Origin of the sequence: Leptolyngbya sp. PCC 6406 (assembly GCF_000332095.2) — a bacterium.
Taxonomy (GTDB): domain Bacteria; phylum Cyanobacteriota; class Cyanobacteriia; order Phormidesmidales; family Phormidesmidaceae; genus PCC-6406.
This window is the reverse complement of the sequence record NZ_KI913949.1, coordinates 4,052,316-4,068,466: the sequence shown is the minus strand read 5'-3', so window position 1 is coordinate 4,068,466 and position 16,151 is coordinate 4,052,316. Positions and strand designations below refer to the sequence as shown.

The following is a 16,151-nucleotide window of genomic DNA, read 5'->3' as shown; positions in this document are numbered from 1 at the left end:
CTATTATCCTAGGCAATCAGACCCTTTTCTCGGGCCTTGATGCAGGTAATTACGCGCAGATTTTTGCCTACTTCTCGCTCGTCCTCTGGATAGACGCTGAGAACATCGTAAATTTTGCTCCAGTAGTTCCGCACCATCCCTTCAGAGACATGGAGTTTTTGTGCGATCGCACGGTCTTGAAACCCCGAGCAACAGGCTAAATCCAACGTCGTCAACCACTCTGGCTTCAGTTCTAGTCCTGCCTGCATCCCGCGAATATCGCGAGTGTGGGTGTAACCCTTGAGGGCACAGTCAAACCGTTCAAAGGTTTCCTGGGTGGAGCGGCCCTTGTCTGTGACGGTGAAGCCACCGAGATGGTTGTCAATGTCGGGGCGAATCCTGACCAGGGCATCCAGATAGGAACTATGGACGGCAATATTGAGGTGGGGATAGGTCTGCATCAGGGTTTTGAGCACCTCAATGCCCTTTTCCGTCGTGGGCAGATCCCCATCTTGGCGGGGGATTTGCAGATCTAAAATCACTAAATCTGGCTGAAGCGCTTGAATTGAAGCGAGCGCTTGATCGAAGGTATTGGCATGGGTGACCTGGGCACTGGCATAGAATCGGTTGAGGATGCTGCGAATGCCAGCCAAGGTAGTGGGATGGTCCTCAACGACCAAGATGGTGCAGTGTTCGCCACTGGATTTTGCCGTCGAACTCATGGGTTCCGTAGATTACAACAATGGATAAATGCCCACTGACTGACCATAGGTGCGGCGGGGACAACGCGATGGTTAGGGACCGGCCCGGAGGGGCCATCGCAGCATGTAGCCGTGTTCTAAAGTCACAGTGTTCTATTCTGCTGAAGCCCCCAAGCCAGATCAATAGGGAAAACTATAGTCCTGGTACTAAAAACTGTGCCTTGGTCCTCGGCACCCACTCGGACACGGAACCGAGATCACGCCACCTGTAGCGATTGTGATCAAACCCGGCCCACTTCATAACCCGAAAAGAGTCTGAAACAGCTCTCGGCAGAGGGCCGGAAATCCCGTATGCTCTCAGCAGCACCTTAGAGGACAAGGAGTATGGTTCGTCAGCGCAGGCGTCCCTTCCAGTGGGTAGTCCACAACTGGCAGGATGATCAATTTTTGAAGCGGCTACGCCAAGTGGAGGGAGTTGTTTCCAAGGTGCTCTCCCTAGCGATGGTGGGGGTGATTCTGGTAACGGTGGCGGATTTAGGAATTGTACTCTACAGCTCGTTGTTGACCATTGATAATGGCGGTTTCCTCCAGAACACCCTGATCGAGATCTTCGGCATGTTCCTAAGTGTGCTCATCGCCTTAGAAATTTTAGAAAATATCACCGCCTACATTCGGCAACATGTGGTGCAGGTAGAGCTGGTGATGGCCACTGCCCTCACGGCGGTAGGGCGAAAACTAATTATTTTGGATTTAGAAAAAGTCTCAGGGGTTAGCCTACTTGGGCTTGCAGGTGCCTTATTTGCCCTAGCGCTGAGTTACTTGATTGTGCATAAGGTGCATCAACAGTAGCATCATGGTCAAAGGACACCACTTGATTCGGAGTCGGGGATGTCAGGTTCGTGGAATTGGAAGCTGCCTGGGCGGTAGTAGGGGCCGATGGCAAGGGAAAGGAAAGGTTAAAGGTATCGCGGCAGCGAATATCGACCCAGACCCGATACACCGAGGAACTCGGCGTAATGAGGGTGAAGAATTCTTGACAAAGGGTATAGGCAAAATTAAAGGCTTCGCTTTTTTTGTTGCTATGGAAAATACCCGCCAGCCTTAGAATTCGGCCTTGAAAAAGGATTGCTTCATGGACCGCATGGTTATCGTAGAACTTAAAGACGTTAACTTTGGACTCTGGGATAACGTTAGGTACTGCCATGGGGATTCGTCCTTAGGATAAAAAGGGGGTGATTAAAAAAGGAAATAGATACGGCACTCACTTAGCAAATCCCTGTTTCTATAAAAGGGTTAAAATTGTTAAGCCTTAAGTTAACCATTCACGCTCAACTCCTATATTGTAACAAAAGTTAATTAACTTGTGTGTCGTAGCCATGAAGCTAGCCAGTGCTTTCGCAAAGTTTTTGAGGAGATAAAAATGCTTCGGCGGTGGGGGCTGACATGGGGCGAGCAAAGAGATATCCCTGACCAAAATCACATCCCATACTCTGAAGTTGTTCCAGTTGACTTGGGGTTTCAATGCCCTCAGCGACCACCTCTAATCGCAGCGCTTTAGCAATACCTAAAATTGCCGTTACCACACTGGCGTCACGGGTATTTTTACTGATGTCTTGGACAAAGGCTCGATCAATTTTCAGTGTGCTGACGGGGAGTCGATGGAGATAGCTAAGGGAGGAATATCCGGTGCCAAAATCATCGACGCTGAGACGAATTTTCTGGAATTCCAACTGTTTCATAACCTTGCTGGCAATTTCGTTGTCTAGAACACCACTCTCGGTAATTTCGAGGCGGAGATGGTGGGATTTAAGGTGGTGGCGGGCAAGACACTGTCCCAACTGAGTAGGCAAGTTGATCTGGGAAAGATGGCGGGTAGAGATATTGAGGCTGAGGTAAAAGCTGTCATTCACCACCCCAAGCTGTTGCCATTGACTCAGTTGGGTGCAGGCGGCATCTAGCAGATAGTTGCCCAAATCCACAATCAATTGGGTTTCTTCGGCAACGGGAATAAAGGTGTGGGGTAGGAGCAAGCCTCGTTCTGGGTGACACCAGCGGCACAGCACCTCCATCCCCACGGTCTGCTGGTTCTCTAGATAGACAATGGGCTGATAGTAGGGCAACAATTCTTGGCGATTGAGGGCTTGATGCAGCTCGGTTTCAATTTGCAGAATTTCGGCACTGGCCCGCTGCATGGCAGGATTAAAGAGGCAGAAACGGGCCTTGCCGTTGGCTTTGGCGCAGTACATAGCGGTATCAGCATCCCGCAGCATGTGCTCGGGGCGGTAGTGTTGGGCGGCGTTGCTGAGGACAACACCAACACTGGCGCTGATGAAAATTTCTCCCTGGGCTAGGTGAAAACTGGGGGTGAGGACATCCAACAGGGATTGGGCAATAGCATTAGCTGCCCGCTGCCCTGAGACTTGGTTGAGCAACACGACAAATTCATCGCCCCCAAAACGGGCTAGGGTGTCATTGGGTCCTAGGCAACTGGAGAGGCGCTGGGCAATTTCCATCAGGAGTTCATCCCCAGCGGCATGGCCAAAGGAATCGTTCACAAGCTTGAAGCGATCGCAGTCTAAAAACAGCAGCGCAAACTGGTAATCAGGGTCCGTCTGCATGGATTCCAGCGATCGCGCTAGACATTCCATCAACAGTGCCCGATTGGGCAACTTGGTGAGGTCATCGTGGTAGGCCAACTCCATAAGCTGGGCATTGGCCAGTTCTAGCTGCTGGGTGCGCTGTCGCACCTTGGCCTCTAGCTGGTGATTGAGATCCTGCACCACTTGTAGGGCCGACCGCAGCAGCAGGTGGTTGCGGGTGCGGGCCAGCACCTCCGCTGCCTGAAAGGGCTTGGTAATATAGTCCACCCCCCCCACGTCAAAGGCTTGGACTTTGTCCCCAGCCTCGCTGAGGGCGCTGAGGAAAATGACCGGCACCTGGGCCGCCTGAACCTGAGCCTTGATGCGTCGGCAAACCTCGTAGCCGTCGAGATCTGGCATACAGATGTCCAACAAAATCAAGTCGGGGATGGCGGTGTCCACCGCCCGTAGAGCCATTTCGCCACTCAGGGCCTTGCGCACCAGATAGCCTTGGGATTCCAGCACGTCGGCAAGAAACACCACGTTTTCTAGGGTGTCATCCACGATCAAAATGTCGGCTGGATGCGGAGCCTCTAAATAATTGCTGGCATAAGGATCCATCTGGTGTTAACCCCCTACAGGAACTTCAGGACTCGATAACAGCGGTGTGGTCACTGCCAAAATACGCTCGAATTGAAAGACAGAGGCCAAATGCAGGAGGGCCTGGGCTTGGGGTGCTTGGTCGGTGGGCATAGCCTGGGCAAGAACTTTAACCTTGGTATCGCTGCATTGACTGGCGGCGTGGTGCAAATCCCAGAGCCAATCGGAAGGCATGGTTTGCAGGGCAGAACTATTGAGGGTGAGGGGGGCGGTCGCTGTGGATCGTGCGAGGATTCCTTCTGCACCGGGGGAATTAGGGCTGCCGAGATAGCGGGCCATGGTGGCTAACAGGTCATCCCCGAGAAAGGGTTTTCGCACCATGTCGTCGCAGCCAGCGGCCAAAATAGCTTCGCGACTTTCTTCAAAGGCGGTGGCGGTGAGGGCCAGAATGACTGTTGGTTCCAGGTCCTGTTCGCACTCTAGGGCGCGGATGCGGCGGGTGGCTTCGTAGCCATCCATTTTCGGCATTCGCATATCCATCCAGATCAGGTGGGGCCGCCAGCAGCGCCAGCGCGCGATCGCATCTGCGCCATTTTCCACTTCCTGGAGTTCAAACCCCAGGGGAGTCAGATATTCCCGCAACAGAATACGGTTGGTATGGTTATCTTCCGCCACTAGCACCCGGTAGGGTTCTTGGCCCGAGGTCAATTGCAGCAGGGGGCTAGAGCGGTTGTAGCTGCGACAGCGCTGGGGCTGCGATCGCGCCGTCACCGCTAGCGCCAGAGTAAAGGTGGTTCCCTGACCCACCGTACTCTCCACCGCCAGATCTGCCCCCATCAACTGCACATAGCGCTGGCTAATGAACAACCCCAGACCGCTGCCCTGGCCCGACTTTACCCCCGTCTTAGTCTGCTGAAAGGGTTCAAACAGAACCTGAAGTTCCGCCTTACTCAGCCCCGGCCCCGTATCCTCCACCTCGAAATAGAGCCTGTAGTGGAGATCATCCCCCGCCTCTATCGAAGGCTGGGGGGAATCGGCCTGTACCCGCAACCGGACATGGCCGCTGCTGGTGAACTTGATGGCATTCCCCAGAAGGTTTAACAGAATCTGACGTAACTTACCCTGATCGGCACAAATCCATTCCGGCAGGGGCACCGCCTGCTCTAAATAAAAGGACAGGCCCTTTTGCCGTGCCCTCAACCCCAGCATGGCCTGCAAGTTTTCGAGAAACGGCCCCAACTCAAAGTCCGTGTCGCACCGTTGCAGACGACCCGCCTCAATCTTGGACATCTCCAAAATGTTGTTGATCAGCCCCAGTAGATGCTCGCCGCTGGTGTTGACAATATCCACATAGCGCTGGTGTCGAGGGGAAAGGGTGTCATCCCGCCCCATTAACTGGGTGAAGCCCAGAATGGCATTCAGGGGGGTCCGCAGCTCGTGGCTCATACTGGTGATGAAATCCCCCTTGGCACGGTTGGCCTGATCAGCAGATTCCTTGGCCTGTTGTAGTTCCGCTGTCTGTTGCCGGGTGCGGTGCAGGAGTTCCCCCTGCTGAATTGCCACCCCCAATTGGCTGCCCACCTGCACGACCATCTGAATTTCTTCCGGCTCCCAGGTGCGGGGGGCATCGTTTTGGTAGCTGGCCAAGAGCCCCCAGAGGGTTTGACCGGAATAAATAGGCACCGTCAGATAGGCCCGTGCTTGCAGGGCCGCTATCAACTGGACATAGCGAGGGTGGAAGTCCGATTGGCAGATGTCGGGGACACTGAGGTAGTCCACATTCTCCTGATAGAACACCCCTTGGGTAGCCTGGAAATGGGTGCTGAGGTGGTTATCGCCATTTTCCTGGAGACAGACAGCACAGCGGTCCTTTTTGAAGGTGGTTTGGGTCCAGGGCGTAGCGGTTAGATTGCCCTGGGGATCAAGGCAAGGCTCCCAACCCTCAGCGACGGTTTCTGCCACAATCGCGCCGCTCCAATCTGGATTAAAGCGATACACGAGCACCCGGTCACAGAGCAGTGCCCGCCGCAGTTCGGCAGTGGCAGCGGTGAAAATTTCGTTCAGGTCCAGACTGCGTCGCACCTGCTGAATGATGGAGGCGGTGGTGCGGGCTTGGAGGGCAAGCCGTTCTAGATGGGCATTGGCGGCGGCTAGGGCAGCGGTGCGTTCCTGCACCCGCTGTTCCAATACATCCTGCTCTGTGACCAATCGACGATTGAGGGTTTCGAGTTCTTGGGGCGATTTCAGGGCCAGAAACTGGGGTAGCCACGCCCGCAGCTTGAGGGCGGTAATGGCAAAGATCAGGGCGCTGAGACCCTTGACGATGCCCACCATCCAGTCTTGGGGAAACCACATGGTCCAGAGATTCAGTCCATGACCCAGGCCACAGATGCCAATGAAGGCTCCAAACAGCAGGAACAGATTGCGAAAGGGCGTGTCTTGACGCCGTCTAACAAAGTGCACCAGCATCACGGGGATCGAAAAAGCTGCGATCGCAGCTAGCAGATCACTGCCCCCATGGAGAATCACCAGGAATATACCCTCCAGGCTATTAGCAGCCTGAGGAATCAAATGAGATGCGCCAAAAATCCCGTTGCCCATTGTCAAACTCAACCATTCTGTCGGTGGACAGCATCCGTAGCAATTGTTCTTGTTGCACCCATCGACCTGGCAGAATCCCCTAGCAAAGATGTTGCCATGGTCAGGGACCGGCCCAAAGGGCCATCGCAGCATCTTTAATTTCCCTGTCCCCATCGACCGACAGGGCAAACCGCCCTCAAATCTTAAAACTTTATAAATTTTCTTGCCAGCACATAGAGACCCCAGAAAGTCACACAAACCCTTCCCTTTCTAGGGTTCAGCCTCTGTTTTGAAACAGATCTGTCCTAAAACAGATCTGTTTTAGGACAGATCTGTATGTATGATTAGCCCGCCTTCGGGCTGAATACGATCCGATCTGCGATTCCAGCAGTCGTGATGTCATTTCTATCCTTGGTGCCTGGGTCAACGCCGCTAGCCCCACTGACGGGAGTTAACAAACTGGGGCCTAGGGAAAACTACTGAGAGATGAAACAACTTAGACCGACTTAGATCTACCGTCAGCAAAGACGGGACGGGACACAGAGGGATGGGGACACAGGAGATGGTGACATCAGTGGCCTCACTTCTATCGTCATTGGGGAACCCTAGGGACCGTAGTCTCTAGAGCAGGCGTTACACCTTTCACAAAGAGGAGACCTACAAGAGGATCTCTACACCTGCCACCATCTATTGTAACGTTAAGTTAACAAACTGGATTTGTCCACTCAACTTCAAAAGTTAATCGCTGAATTTTAGGGTTTTCAGCCTCAACTTCCAAAAAGCAGGGAAAGTGAGAAGTTTATCGAATTTACATTGCTTTATGCTGCTCTAAGAACCAAGTTTCGGAGGCTAGAGCAGGATGCCAGCAGATAAAGGGAACCAAAGCCCCATATCTTTACGATCCAGGCAGCGAGTCAGATGGAGCCCGCCCCTGGATATTCTCATAAAACAGAATTGTCTCTCAGAAACAATAAATCCATCCCCCGATACATGCATTACCCCTGTGGATATCCTTCATATATGAGTTGTCCGTCTACCCTAGGATGAGGCATGGAATATCCAAAATATGGTTTTATCGTGGGAATACTTCTGACCCAGGGGGATACCAGCTAGAGCCTAAAAACTGGATCCGCCAAGCTTAGGGTTAAGGCGATAGGGGCACAATCAAACGCTCGTTGGCATGGGCTGATCAGAGCCCGACCCCGCCAAGGTTCAGCTCAATCAGTAGATATAGCCTGAGTAAGATTGGTAACATTGATTCGTCAGACCTAAGGGAACAGAGATAGTTTCCTGGGGACTAAGTAATGGCGCTGATTGTACTGAGGCGGAACGCAACATCCCCTTGCTGGACCTAACTTAACGGTTAGGGAGTACGGATGCACTCTCAGAAACCTATGCAGACACCTAAACGCAAACGAGGCGTAATCCTCAGCGTCCAAGGATGGCAGCGTCTCCAGTCAGCGGAGTACTTGTCCTATATGCGAGACAATAGTGGCAAGCCCTATACCCTCGATCAACTGGCAGAAATGACGGGCCTCAGTCCCAATACCTTGACCAAGGTCCGTCGTCGTCAAAAGTCAGTGGATACCCCCACCGTAGAAGACTATTTTCAAGCCTTTGGCCTGGTTTTAGAACCAGAAGACTGCCTGGGGCAAGAGGTGGAGTGCTGCCCCACCAGTCTGGCCAGTTTGCAACTCGGTCCCCTCAAAGGCCAATTAACCATAGACTCTCCCTTCTATATCTATCGTCCTCCCATCGAGCGACTCTGTAGCGATGAGGTGATGAAACCCGGAGCCCTAGTGCGGATCAAAGGGCCTTACCAATACGGCAAAACTTCCCTCATGGCCCAAGTGCTCAACCGGGTACAGAATCAGGGCTTGCGGACGGTGGTGGTCAGCTTGCGGGGGGCAGACCAGCAGGTTTTTCAAAGTACGGATCGCTTTTTGCGCTGGTTTTGTGCCATGGTGGCGCGGGGGCTGGGACTACCCGCCGCTATGGACAGCCGCTGGGACGGTATGTTTGGGGGCAACTATAGCTGTTCTGAATATTTTGAAACCTATCTGCTTCCCGCTGCCGAGGCTCCCTTACTGTTAGCGATCGATGATCTTGATGAAATCTTTCGCTATCCTGCCGTTGCCATGGATTTCCTCGGTTTGCTGCGGACCTGGTACGAGCGGGGTCACTACGGCGTACATTCACAACAATTTGCCCACCTGCGGTTGATGGTGGTTCATGCCACCTTGATACTGTCGCCCTTTAACTTGGGCCAGTCGCCCTTTGATGTGGGGTTGATGGTGGATTTAGACGCCTTTACCCTGACCCAGGTGCAAGAATTAGTCCAGCGCTATGGACTGGTCCCCCCAGTTACGGTGGCCCAACAACTCTATGATCTATTGGGGGGGCATCCCTATTTGACCCAACTGGCCCTGTATCACCTCAGCCAGAAACACATCTCTCTGGCGGAATTGCCCTTGTGCGCGATCGCGCATAAGGGTATTTTTAGCAGCCATCTGCGGCAGCAGCTCAGCTATCTTCAACGAGATCCGACCCTGTTGGAGGCGATTGCCCAGGTAGTGGAGCAGGACTGCGGCGTTACGCTTGATCCCCACATTGCCTTCAAGCTAGAGGAGGTAGGGTTGATTACCTTTGAGGGCCAGCGGGCTTTACCGGGCTGCAACCTCTATCGCCAGTATTTTGCAGCCCTGTGCGGCGACAGGTAGTTTGCCCTAGAGGGAATAGGGGGTGCACTCCGCTATGCTACCTCTAGTCCCGTACTGAAACTCGGATGACCTTTGCCATCGACTTTGGCACCAGCAACACCGTCGTTACCCGCTGGAATGCCGCTACCCAGCAGCCGGAGATCCTTTTTCTGCCCGCCCTAGTGCAGCAAATTGCCGATAACCCACCGCTGATTCCGTCGCTGATCTATATAGAAGATGCGGCAGCGGATACCGTCCAGGCGGGGCAAACCGTGCGCGATCGCGGCTTAGATCAAACCCGCGATCGCCGCTTCTTTCGCAACTTCAAACGGGGGATCGGTACGCCAATTCAAGGATTTCTGCCGGAGTTGGATGGGCGGAGCCTGAATTTCGAGCAGATCGGCCAGTGGTTTGTAACGGAGGTAGTGCGGGGACTCCAGACCCAGACCGAGGTCACGGATCTGGTGTTTACGGTGCCTGTAGATAGTTTTGAAGCCTATCGTCACTGGCTAGGAGGGGTATGCCAGAGTCTGGGGGTAGAGCAGGTGCGAATGCTAGATGAGCCCACGGCGGCGGCTTTGGGCTACGGCCTGCGGGATGGAGAAACCCTGCTGGTGTTGGATTTTGGCGGTGGCACCCTAGATCTGTCCTTGGTACAACTGGCGGCGGCTCCCCAGGGGCAACCCCTGGGCTTCATTTTGAAATGGGGCCAAAAGTCCCTGGCGGAAACCTCAGCCCAAAAGCCTCAAACCGCCCGCGTCTTGGCCAAAACTGGCGACAATCTGGGGGGCGCTGACATTGATAACTGGTTGGCAGATCACTTTCGTCAGACCCAGGGGCTCGATACGACCCCGCTGACGCTGCAATTGGTGGAGCGTTTGAAAATCCAGCTTTCTCGCCAAGAGCAGGCCACCGTTACCTATTTTGATGATGAAACCCTCGACAGTGTGGAACTGGCCCTGACGCGATCGCACTTCGAGATCCTTTTGAAGGACCAGGGATTCTTCCAGCGCCTAGACAGCCGCATGGAGCAACTGCTCCAGCAGGCCCGTCGCCAGGGTATCACCGCTGCCGATGTGGACGCGGTGCTGGTGGTGGGAGGCACCGCCCAAATTCCAGCGGTGCAAACCTGGCTCCAGGGCTATTTCCCCCAGAACAAAATCCGCAGCGATCGCCCCTTCACCGCCGTCGCCGAGGGAGCCCTGCAATTACAACGGGGTCTGGACCTCAAGGATTTTCTCTACCACAGCTACGGCGTCCGCTATTGGAATCGCCGGGAAAACCGCCACGGCTGGCACCCCATCATTCCCTCGGGGCAACCCTATCCCATGGCGGAGCCAATAGAATTGGTGTTGGGGGCTTCCACCGAGGGCCAACCCAGCATTGAGCTGATCATCGGTGAGCTAGAGGAGGGGGAGGGCATTGCGACAGAGGTATTTTTTGAGGGCGATCGCCTCATTACCCGCCAGCGAAAAACCGCCGCCGCCGCCGTCCAGCCTCTAAATGATCGCGACGGCAGCCGCACCATTGCCCGCCTAGCTCCCCTCGGGGCTCCCGGTAGCGATCGCATTCGCGTCCTATTCCAGGTCGATCGCGATCGCACCCTGCGCATCACTGTCGAAGACATCCTCACCGGCGAAACTCTCCTCCAGGATCGCCCTGTCGTCCAACTCAGCTAGCCTACCCACCATAGGTCAGAGGGATATAGTGTTAGACCGCAATGAGGAATTTTGGATCTATGCTCTTGAAATTGATTGGTTCATTCCTGTTGCGTGACGAAACTTTACTATCAAGGCATGGCGGAAGTAAACGGTAAACCTAAAGTGGGGCGCAGTGCTCGGCTTTTGGGAGTCAGGCTCGGCATTGGCATTAGCATTATGCCAAGAGTCACGATGCTCCTGGAAAAGTACGAGACCGCATTGACAAATACCCAAACTAGCTGAGAGAGGGTTAGTTAAAATGACGTGGGCATTTAGTTTGTCGGCTGAATGTGGGGCAAAACAGGTTGCTGCTGAGCAGTTTGCCCAGTATTTCGACGGTCTTTCCTATCTTTTTTCAAACGGTAATGCATCCCAATGCCATACAGCAATTTTTCAGGATATCGAGGGGAACTGGTGGTGTCAGGTTTGTCCCAGTGGCATCAGTGAAGCGGGAATTGAGGGTTCTGACATTGCTTACCAGATGACGGAGTTAGGTATTGAACTCTATCAGCAGTTGCAGTCTGCTCCCCCCTTTCGGTATGCCTTGGTTGGCGTGGAAGTTGATGAATTTAGAACCTATAGTGAGTTGATCTCGGAAGGAACCGTTCCCAGGTTTCCAGGTTTAGTCTTGGCTGAGGCAGTTTGGCAATCGCTCGGAGCCTCGACTTTATTTCAACCTTTCAGTACCGGCTACGTTTGGTGTCCCTATGAAGGCGAAGTTTATAAGCCACTGATGGTATCGCCAGACTTAAAGAATAAGTTAAGCGAACTACTGGCTCTTAAATGCGTTTCATAGATGAGGCGATCGCGATCGTTACGAAGCACTTCTTCACAGCTAAAACGGTCTCCCCATAATTCCAATGCAGCGGACGGTTGAGGGCCATTGATGTTGAGTTCGAGGTTATCTACCACCGCTGGCTTTTTCCGATAGGCTGACAAGGAAAATTCAGGCGGTGACAAGCATTGGATAATGGGTACCTGGGTCAGGGGGAAACCGCAGCCCTGACGGCGGCGGCACTGTGGGCGATCGCGACGGTGCTATTCGGGCGCTTGGGCAAAACTCTATCGCCCCTGGTTCTGAACTTGGTCAAGGGCGGCATTGCGATCGCATTTATTAGCCTGACCCTGGTGCTGCGATCGGGAACAGCGCCCCAATTGCCGGGAGCCTCGGTCCTGTGGTTAGTGCTGAGTGGAGCCATCGGCATTGGTCTGGGGGATACCGCCTACTTCAGCGCCGTCAATCACCTCGGCCCCCGTCGTGCCCTCCTGATGGAATGCTTGGCTCCCCCCCTCTCAGCGGTACTGGCCCTAGTTTTTCTAAAGGAAACCTTAAGTGCGATCGCATGGGTCGGCATTTTTCTCACCCTGCTGGGGGTGAGTTGGGTCATTTCCGAGGGTGTTCCCGCAGCGGGAGCCGGAGTAGGCTTGTCTCCAAGGCGCGGCATTGTCTGGGGGGCTTTAGCCGCCCTGGGGCAGGCCAGCGGTGCCGTCATGTCCCGCGCCGCCCTGGCAAACACAGCAGTAGATCCCCTCTGGAGTAGTCTGCTGCGATTGGGGGCTGGGGTCGGAGTCCTGCTCTTCCTGCTCCTAGGGCGGGGACAAGGCCGTGCCCCATTTCAAGGATTGCGATCGCCCCAGATTTGGCCCGTTCTGATACTGACCGCCTTTCTCGGCACCTATCTCGCCATCTGGCTTCAGCAGGTGGCATTCAAGTATGCCTCCACAGGCATTGCTCAATCCCTGACCGCCACCAGCCCCCTGTTTGTCCTCCCCATCGCCGCTCTCCTGGGAGAACGGGTGACGGGACGGGCCGTACTGGGCGTGCTCGTAGCCTTGGCAGGCATCTGGCTACTGGTGAGCAACTAGCTGAGCAGCCGTTTTGCCATTTTCCCTAGGAACGGCTCCGAGCGCCGTGGATCACCATTAGGGACTCGCAGGAAAATGCTGCCGCTTGGGGTAGCGACCTTGGACTTTGGCCACAGGATGGGGCCATAAGTTTGCAAAAATGAGATTGACCCGGCCCTCTGTTGTAATTCATTCTGTTGCCATGGCTGACGATAGCGCCACTCCCCACTTGATTATTCCCCGATTGGTGGTGGGCCTGGGGAATCCCGGCGAAAAATATGCCAAGACTCGCCACAACATTGGCTTTGAGGTGGTAGATACCTTGGCCCACCGCTGGCAGGTTGCCCTAGCCAGTCAAGCTAAGTTCCAAGGCATCTACGGCGAGGGCTGGGCCGCAGGGCACAAGGTTGGTCTTCTCAAGCCCCAAACCTACATGAACCGCTCCGGTCAATCGGTGCGGGCGGTCTTGGATTGGTACAAAGTGGAGCCCGAGGCCGTGCTCGTGATCTATGACGACATGGATCTGGCCACGGGGCGACTGCGGCTACGACTGTCGGGCTCCGCTGGCGGCCATAACGGCATGAAATCCCTAATTGCCCACCTGGGGGGGCAAGACTTCCCCCGTCTGCGCCTAGGCATCGGCAGAACAGCGACAGGGGAACCCGGTGATCGCGCCGTCGTGGCCCATGTCCTAGGCCGCCCCTCTGCCGCCGAGCGCGCCCACATGGAAGAGGTGGTTACCCTAGCGGCAGATGTCGTGGAAATGGCCCTGCGGGAGGGCGTCGAGAAGGCTATGAGTCGTTTTAATGGCCGCACCATTGAAGCCCCTAGCGCCCTGGGTTAGGCATTGGGTCGTCTAAGGGGGTCTAAAACTACTTATCGATTTCCGCCTTCATCCGTTCCAGAGTTTGATGCATCTGGTCAAACATCTGCTGGGGTGTGACCCCAAACTGATTGAGCTGGGTTTTGAGCTGCTCCACCGTCATCTGGGCGGCAAAGTCCTCAGACAGCTCGAAGCGCTTCATGAAGATGCGGTAGCGCTCCATCATGGTTTCCATCTTCTCGATGTAGAGGATCTTGCCCTCGCGGTCAAACTTACCGTAGCTACTGCCCAACTGCATCAGGTTTTGATAGTCCTGAAACAGTTGCATCGCTTCTTGTTGAACAATCTCGGAATCAAAAAAGCCCATATCCCTATCTTCCTCGCTGACCTTTCGTAAGTTGCCTTACCAGCTAGATTCCAGGGAACCGCTAGAAGGGTGTCTTAGATCTTGAATATCCCTAGCCTACGAAGGATCCCCGCCGCTGGCCAAGGTGAAATATCCCCACCCTTAGCGCTTCTTAGCAAACATGCCAAATAACCCGCCCCCCTTCTGTTGGGAACCATTGTTGTTGTATTCGCCGGTATCGATGGCAAGCTGGTGCGCGTACTTGAGGGCTACAGCATGGCGAGGATTGAGTTTTAAGGCTTGGCGAATATGGACCTTGGCCATCCCCTCCATCTTGTTGAGTAGGTAGGCTTGGCCCAGCATGGTGTGGTAGCCCGCGTTAGTGGCTTCAATGCGGACGGCATCCCGTAACTCTTGGATTGCTTGGGGGTAGCGCTTGTTCGCAATGTAGGTTTTGGCCCGCTCAATATGGCGTTGAGCGTAGTTGACGGGTTCGGGCTCCGGTTCGAAGGGGGCGGGGGGGGGAGCCGTTACTGGAGTCTGGATTGTGGCGGAGGAGACTAGACCGGCGCGTTTTTCCCGAATTACCGGATCCCCCATCTTGCGGCGCAGATAGATCATGTTCAATTCTGCGATCGCAGCGGTCTGCTGGATAAATGTCTCAGCAGACTCGTATTGAATCTCCGACAGTTGGGTGAGGGTCTGCTCGTAGAAGGTATCCACCTCTGATTCGGGCACGACCATCAACTTTTGCGCCAGATCCCGTCGCGCCTGGAGTTTCTCTTCGCGACTCAGACGGCGCACCTTAAACCGTAGAGTAGCCAGGGTTTCAGCACGCCCCTTCTCCTGTTTGAGGCGCTGATAGGCCGGATTCACAAACCGGGTCAGGACTTGATTTGCAAACGCTTCGCCGGCGTCATCGTTGCCAGATTGGACATCGGGGTGAAGTTGTTTTGCGACCTGGTGATAACGCTTCAAAATACGGCGCTCGTCAGCCGTCACCGCTAACCCCAGGACAGCATAGGGATCGGTCGCAAAGCGTTTAATCCAATCGGGCGAGAAATCGGCATTCGACATGCAAGACGGCCTGATGTGGCGACGGTAGGGGATAGAACGGGGTAGCGAAAGGGTCTGGGACAGGCGCTCCAGGAAAGCAGTGTACTCAAGTACGCTTCATAGACCTCTTTCGCTAGAGAAGGGTGGCTTCTCCGTCGTCTGGCCTAGGATCCGCTAGGACACGCCTCAAGAGAGCACCATTCCTTCCTAGGATAATGAATATACGAATATATACGGAGTCGGATTTGAGGCAAAGGGCAGCTCATTTTGGCTCATGAAGCAATACAGACCCATCGTTCTGGATTAGGGTTGCTTCTCACCGTAACCTAGGAAGACCGGAATCGGTGGACAGAAGTGATGAATCGTCAATCCTGGATCACGGCAGAGGGGGCTAGCCCAGGGTAGCTCAACCGCAATAGGGACGGGGGCGGTCCAATATGGAATGCGATACCAAGTCCAGCTCGAAATCTGGAGCTTCCCCACCGGGAAAACTCCACTTCTGGACTTGGGCAAGGTTTATTTTTAGGCGGCTGGTTTAAACTGACTTTTCTAGGCTCCAGGCCCCTCAACCGGACATAAACCAGATACCTGCGACCATTAATTTGGGATCTGGGGCATCTCCCGTCCAGAAAGTCCCTGTATTGCCCCCATGAGGACTCATCCCAGTTCTCCAAATAACCGCCACCCAAGCCCTATGCCAAAGGCAGGCTCATCGCCAATGGGCAGGCTAACTCCCTGGGAGTGGCTTCGCCAACGCCTTTCTTGAATGCCTTCAGGCTATACACACCCATCCACCCTCACACCCTATGGCCCCCCTTCTAGATACCCCTCCCCAAAATCCCCCGCGCAAGGTGGTGGCGGCCACCTTAGCCCTGGCGGGAGCCCTGAATCCCTCGCCTGTTCCCTTGGCGGGCCTCCACAAGTTTTATCTGGGCCAGCCCCTTTGGGGAGTGCTCTATTTGTCTTTAGGATGGACCCAAATTCCCCGTATGGCCTGTGCTCTGGAGGCGATTTGGTATCTGATGGCGATACCGATGGGGAGTGGTCTGCCCCAATTTTGGCGATCGCAGTCCCCAGCTACAGGAACCGCGATCGCACAACAGACCCAGGCCATCGCCGCCGCCATTCGCGATCTAGAACAGCTTCGTCAGGAGGGGCTAATTACAGAGCAGGAGTTTGAACAACAGCGACGACACCTACTGGAGTTGGCGGAATCGGGAACGTCCTAGGTGTCTGTCAACTT

At 54.5% G+C, this 16,151-nt stretch carries 12 protein-coding genes; 7 read left to right on the top strand and 5 right to left on the bottom strand.

Features of this window, described 5'->3' with window-relative positions:
* Positions 1 to 8 precede the first annotated feature (8 nt).
* Positions 9 to 701, bottom strand: coding sequence for a response regulator (locus LEP6406_RS0218000; protein WP_008311157.1), 693 nt, complete (start codon positions 699 to 701; stop codon positions 9 to 11).
* Positions 702 to 1,064: 363 nt separating this feature from the next.
* Between LEP6406_RS0218000 and LEP6406_RS0217995 the strand changes: the two genes are divergently transcribed.
* Positions 1,065 to 1,529 (top strand): phosphate-starvation-inducible PsiE family protein, encoded by a 465-nt coding sequence (locus LEP6406_RS0217995; RefSeq protein ID WP_008311155.1) that lies wholly within the window; start codon positions 1,065 to 1,067, stop codon positions 1,527 to 1,529.
* A gap of 533 nt (positions 1,530 to 2,062) precedes the next feature.
* Here LEP6406_RS0217995 and LEP6406_RS0217990 read toward each other — a convergent pair.
* Together LEP6406_RS0217990 and LEP6406_RS28735 are read right to left on the bottom strand one after the other, a co-directional pair.
* Positions 2,063 to 3,880, bottom strand: coding sequence for a putative bifunctional diguanylate cyclase/phosphodiesterase (locus tag LEP6406_RS0217990; protein WP_008311149.1), 1,818 nt, complete (start codon positions 3,878 to 3,880; stop codon positions 2,063 to 2,065).
* A 6-nt stretch (positions 3,881 to 3,886) separates the two neighbouring features.
* Entirely contained in the window at positions 3,887 to 6,460 is a 2,574-nt protein-coding gene (locus tag LEP6406_RS28735) for a GAF domain-containing hybrid sensor histidine kinase/response regulator (RefSeq protein WP_008311147.1), read from the bottom strand.
* Between the two features lie 1,373 nt (positions 6,461 to 7,833).
* On the opposite strand from LEP6406_RS28735, the gene LEP6406_RS0217980 reads away from it, so the two are divergent.
* The 5 genes from LEP6406_RS0217980 (at position 7,834) to pth (ending at position 13,527) form a co-directional block, all read left to right on the top strand.
* Positions 7,834 to 9,159 carry an AAA-like domain-containing protein gene (locus tag LEP6406_RS0217980; RefSeq protein ID WP_202807538.1) on the top strand — a complete coding sequence of 442 codons (1,326 nt, stop codon included), beginning with the start codon at positions 7,834 to 7,836 and terminating at the stop codon, positions 9,157 to 9,159.
* A 65-nt stretch (positions 9,160 to 9,224) separates the two neighbouring features.
* Positions 9,225 to 10,817, top strand: a complete 1,593-nt coding sequence (locus tag LEP6406_RS0217975; RefSeq protein ID WP_008311142.1) for an Hsp70 family protein — start codon at positions 9,225 to 9,227, stop codon at positions 10,815 to 10,817.
* 280 nt (positions 10,818 to 11,097) lie between these two features.
* On the top strand, positions 11,098 to 11,634 hold the full coding sequence (locus tag LEP6406_RS0217970; protein ID WP_008311140.1) for a hypothetical protein: 537 nt from the start codon (positions 11,098 to 11,100) through the stop codon (positions 11,632 to 11,634).
* 167 nt (positions 11,635 to 11,801) lie between these two features.
* Positions 11,802 to 12,704, top strand: a complete 903-nt coding sequence (locus LEP6406_RS0217965; protein ID WP_008311137.1) for a DMT family transporter — start codon at positions 11,802 to 11,804, stop codon at positions 12,702 to 12,704.
* 181 nt (positions 12,705 to 12,885) lie between these two features.
* Positions 12,886 to 13,527, top strand: coding sequence for an aminoacyl-tRNA hydrolase (gene pth / locus LEP6406_RS0217960; protein WP_008311135.1), 642 nt, complete (start codon positions 12,886 to 12,888; stop codon positions 13,525 to 13,527).
* Positions 13,528 to 13,555: 28 nt separating this feature from the next.
* Here the strand turns inward: pth and LEP6406_RS0217955 are convergent, their stop codons facing one another.
* Positions 13,556 to 13,873 carry a DUF1825 family protein gene (locus LEP6406_RS0217955; protein ID WP_008311133.1) on the bottom strand — a complete coding sequence of 106 codons (318 nt, stop codon included), beginning with the start codon at positions 13,871 to 13,873 and terminating at the stop codon, positions 13,556 to 13,558.
* A 141-nt stretch (positions 13,874 to 14,014) separates the two neighbouring features.
* Positions 14,015 to 14,929: a J domain-containing protein gene (locus LEP6406_RS0217950; RefSeq protein ID WP_008311131.1), complete on the bottom strand. Its 915-nt coding sequence runs from the start codon at positions 14,927 to 14,929 to the stop codon at positions 14,015 to 14,017.
* Positions 14,930 to 15,714: 785 nt separating this feature from the next.
* Between LEP6406_RS0217950 and LEP6406_RS0217945 the strand changes: the two genes are divergently transcribed.
* Positions 15,715 to 16,137, top strand: coding sequence for an SHOCT domain-containing protein (locus tag LEP6406_RS0217945; RefSeq protein ID WP_008311129.1), 423 nt, complete (start codon positions 15,715 to 15,717; stop codon positions 16,135 to 16,137).
* Positions 16,138 to 16,151: the final 14 nt, after the last annotated feature.

Bases quoted from the DNA above. Each gene is read 5' to 3' on its own strand.
- LEP6406_RS0218000 (WP_008311157.1), bottom strand. From the start codon at position 701: ATGAGTTCGACGGCAAAATCCAGTGGCGAACACTGCACCATCTTGGTC.
- LEP6406_RS0217995 (WP_008311155.1), top strand. From the start codon at position 1,065: ATGGTTCGTCAGCGCAGGCGTCCCTTCCAGTGGGTAGTCCACAACTGG.
- LEP6406_RS0217990 (WP_008311149.1), bottom strand. From the start codon at position 3,880: ATGGATCCTTATGCCAGCAATTATTTAGAGGCTCCGCATCCAGCCGAC.
- LEP6406_RS28735 (WP_008311147.1), bottom strand. From the start codon at position 6,460: ATGGGCAACGGGATTTTTGGCGCATCTCATTTGATTCCTCAGGCTGCT.
- LEP6406_RS0217980 (WP_202807538.1), top strand. From the start codon at position 7,834: ATGCAGACACCTAAACGCAAACGAGGCGTAATCCTCAGCGTCCAAGGA.
- LEP6406_RS0217975 (WP_008311142.1), top strand. From the start codon at position 9,225: ATGACCTTTGCCATCGACTTTGGCACCAGCAACACCGTCGTTACCCGC.
- LEP6406_RS0217970 (WP_008311140.1), top strand. From the start codon at position 11,098: ATGACGTGGGCATTTAGTTTGTCGGCTGAATGTGGGGCAAAACAGGTT.
- pth (WP_008311135.1), top strand. From the start codon at position 12,886: ATGGCTGACGATAGCGCCACTCCCCACTTGATTATTCCCCGATTGGTG.
- LEP6406_RS0217955 (WP_008311133.1), bottom strand. From the start codon at position 13,873: ATGGGCTTTTTTGATTCCGAGATTGTTCAACAAGAAGCGATGCAACTG.
- LEP6406_RS0217950 (WP_008311131.1), bottom strand. From the start codon at position 14,929: ATGTCGAATGCCGATTTCTCGCCCGATTGGATTAAACGCTTTGCGACC.
- LEP6406_RS0217945 (WP_008311129.1), top strand. From the start codon at position 15,715: ATGGCCCCCCTTCTAGATACCCCTCCCCAAAATCCCCCGCGCAAGGTG.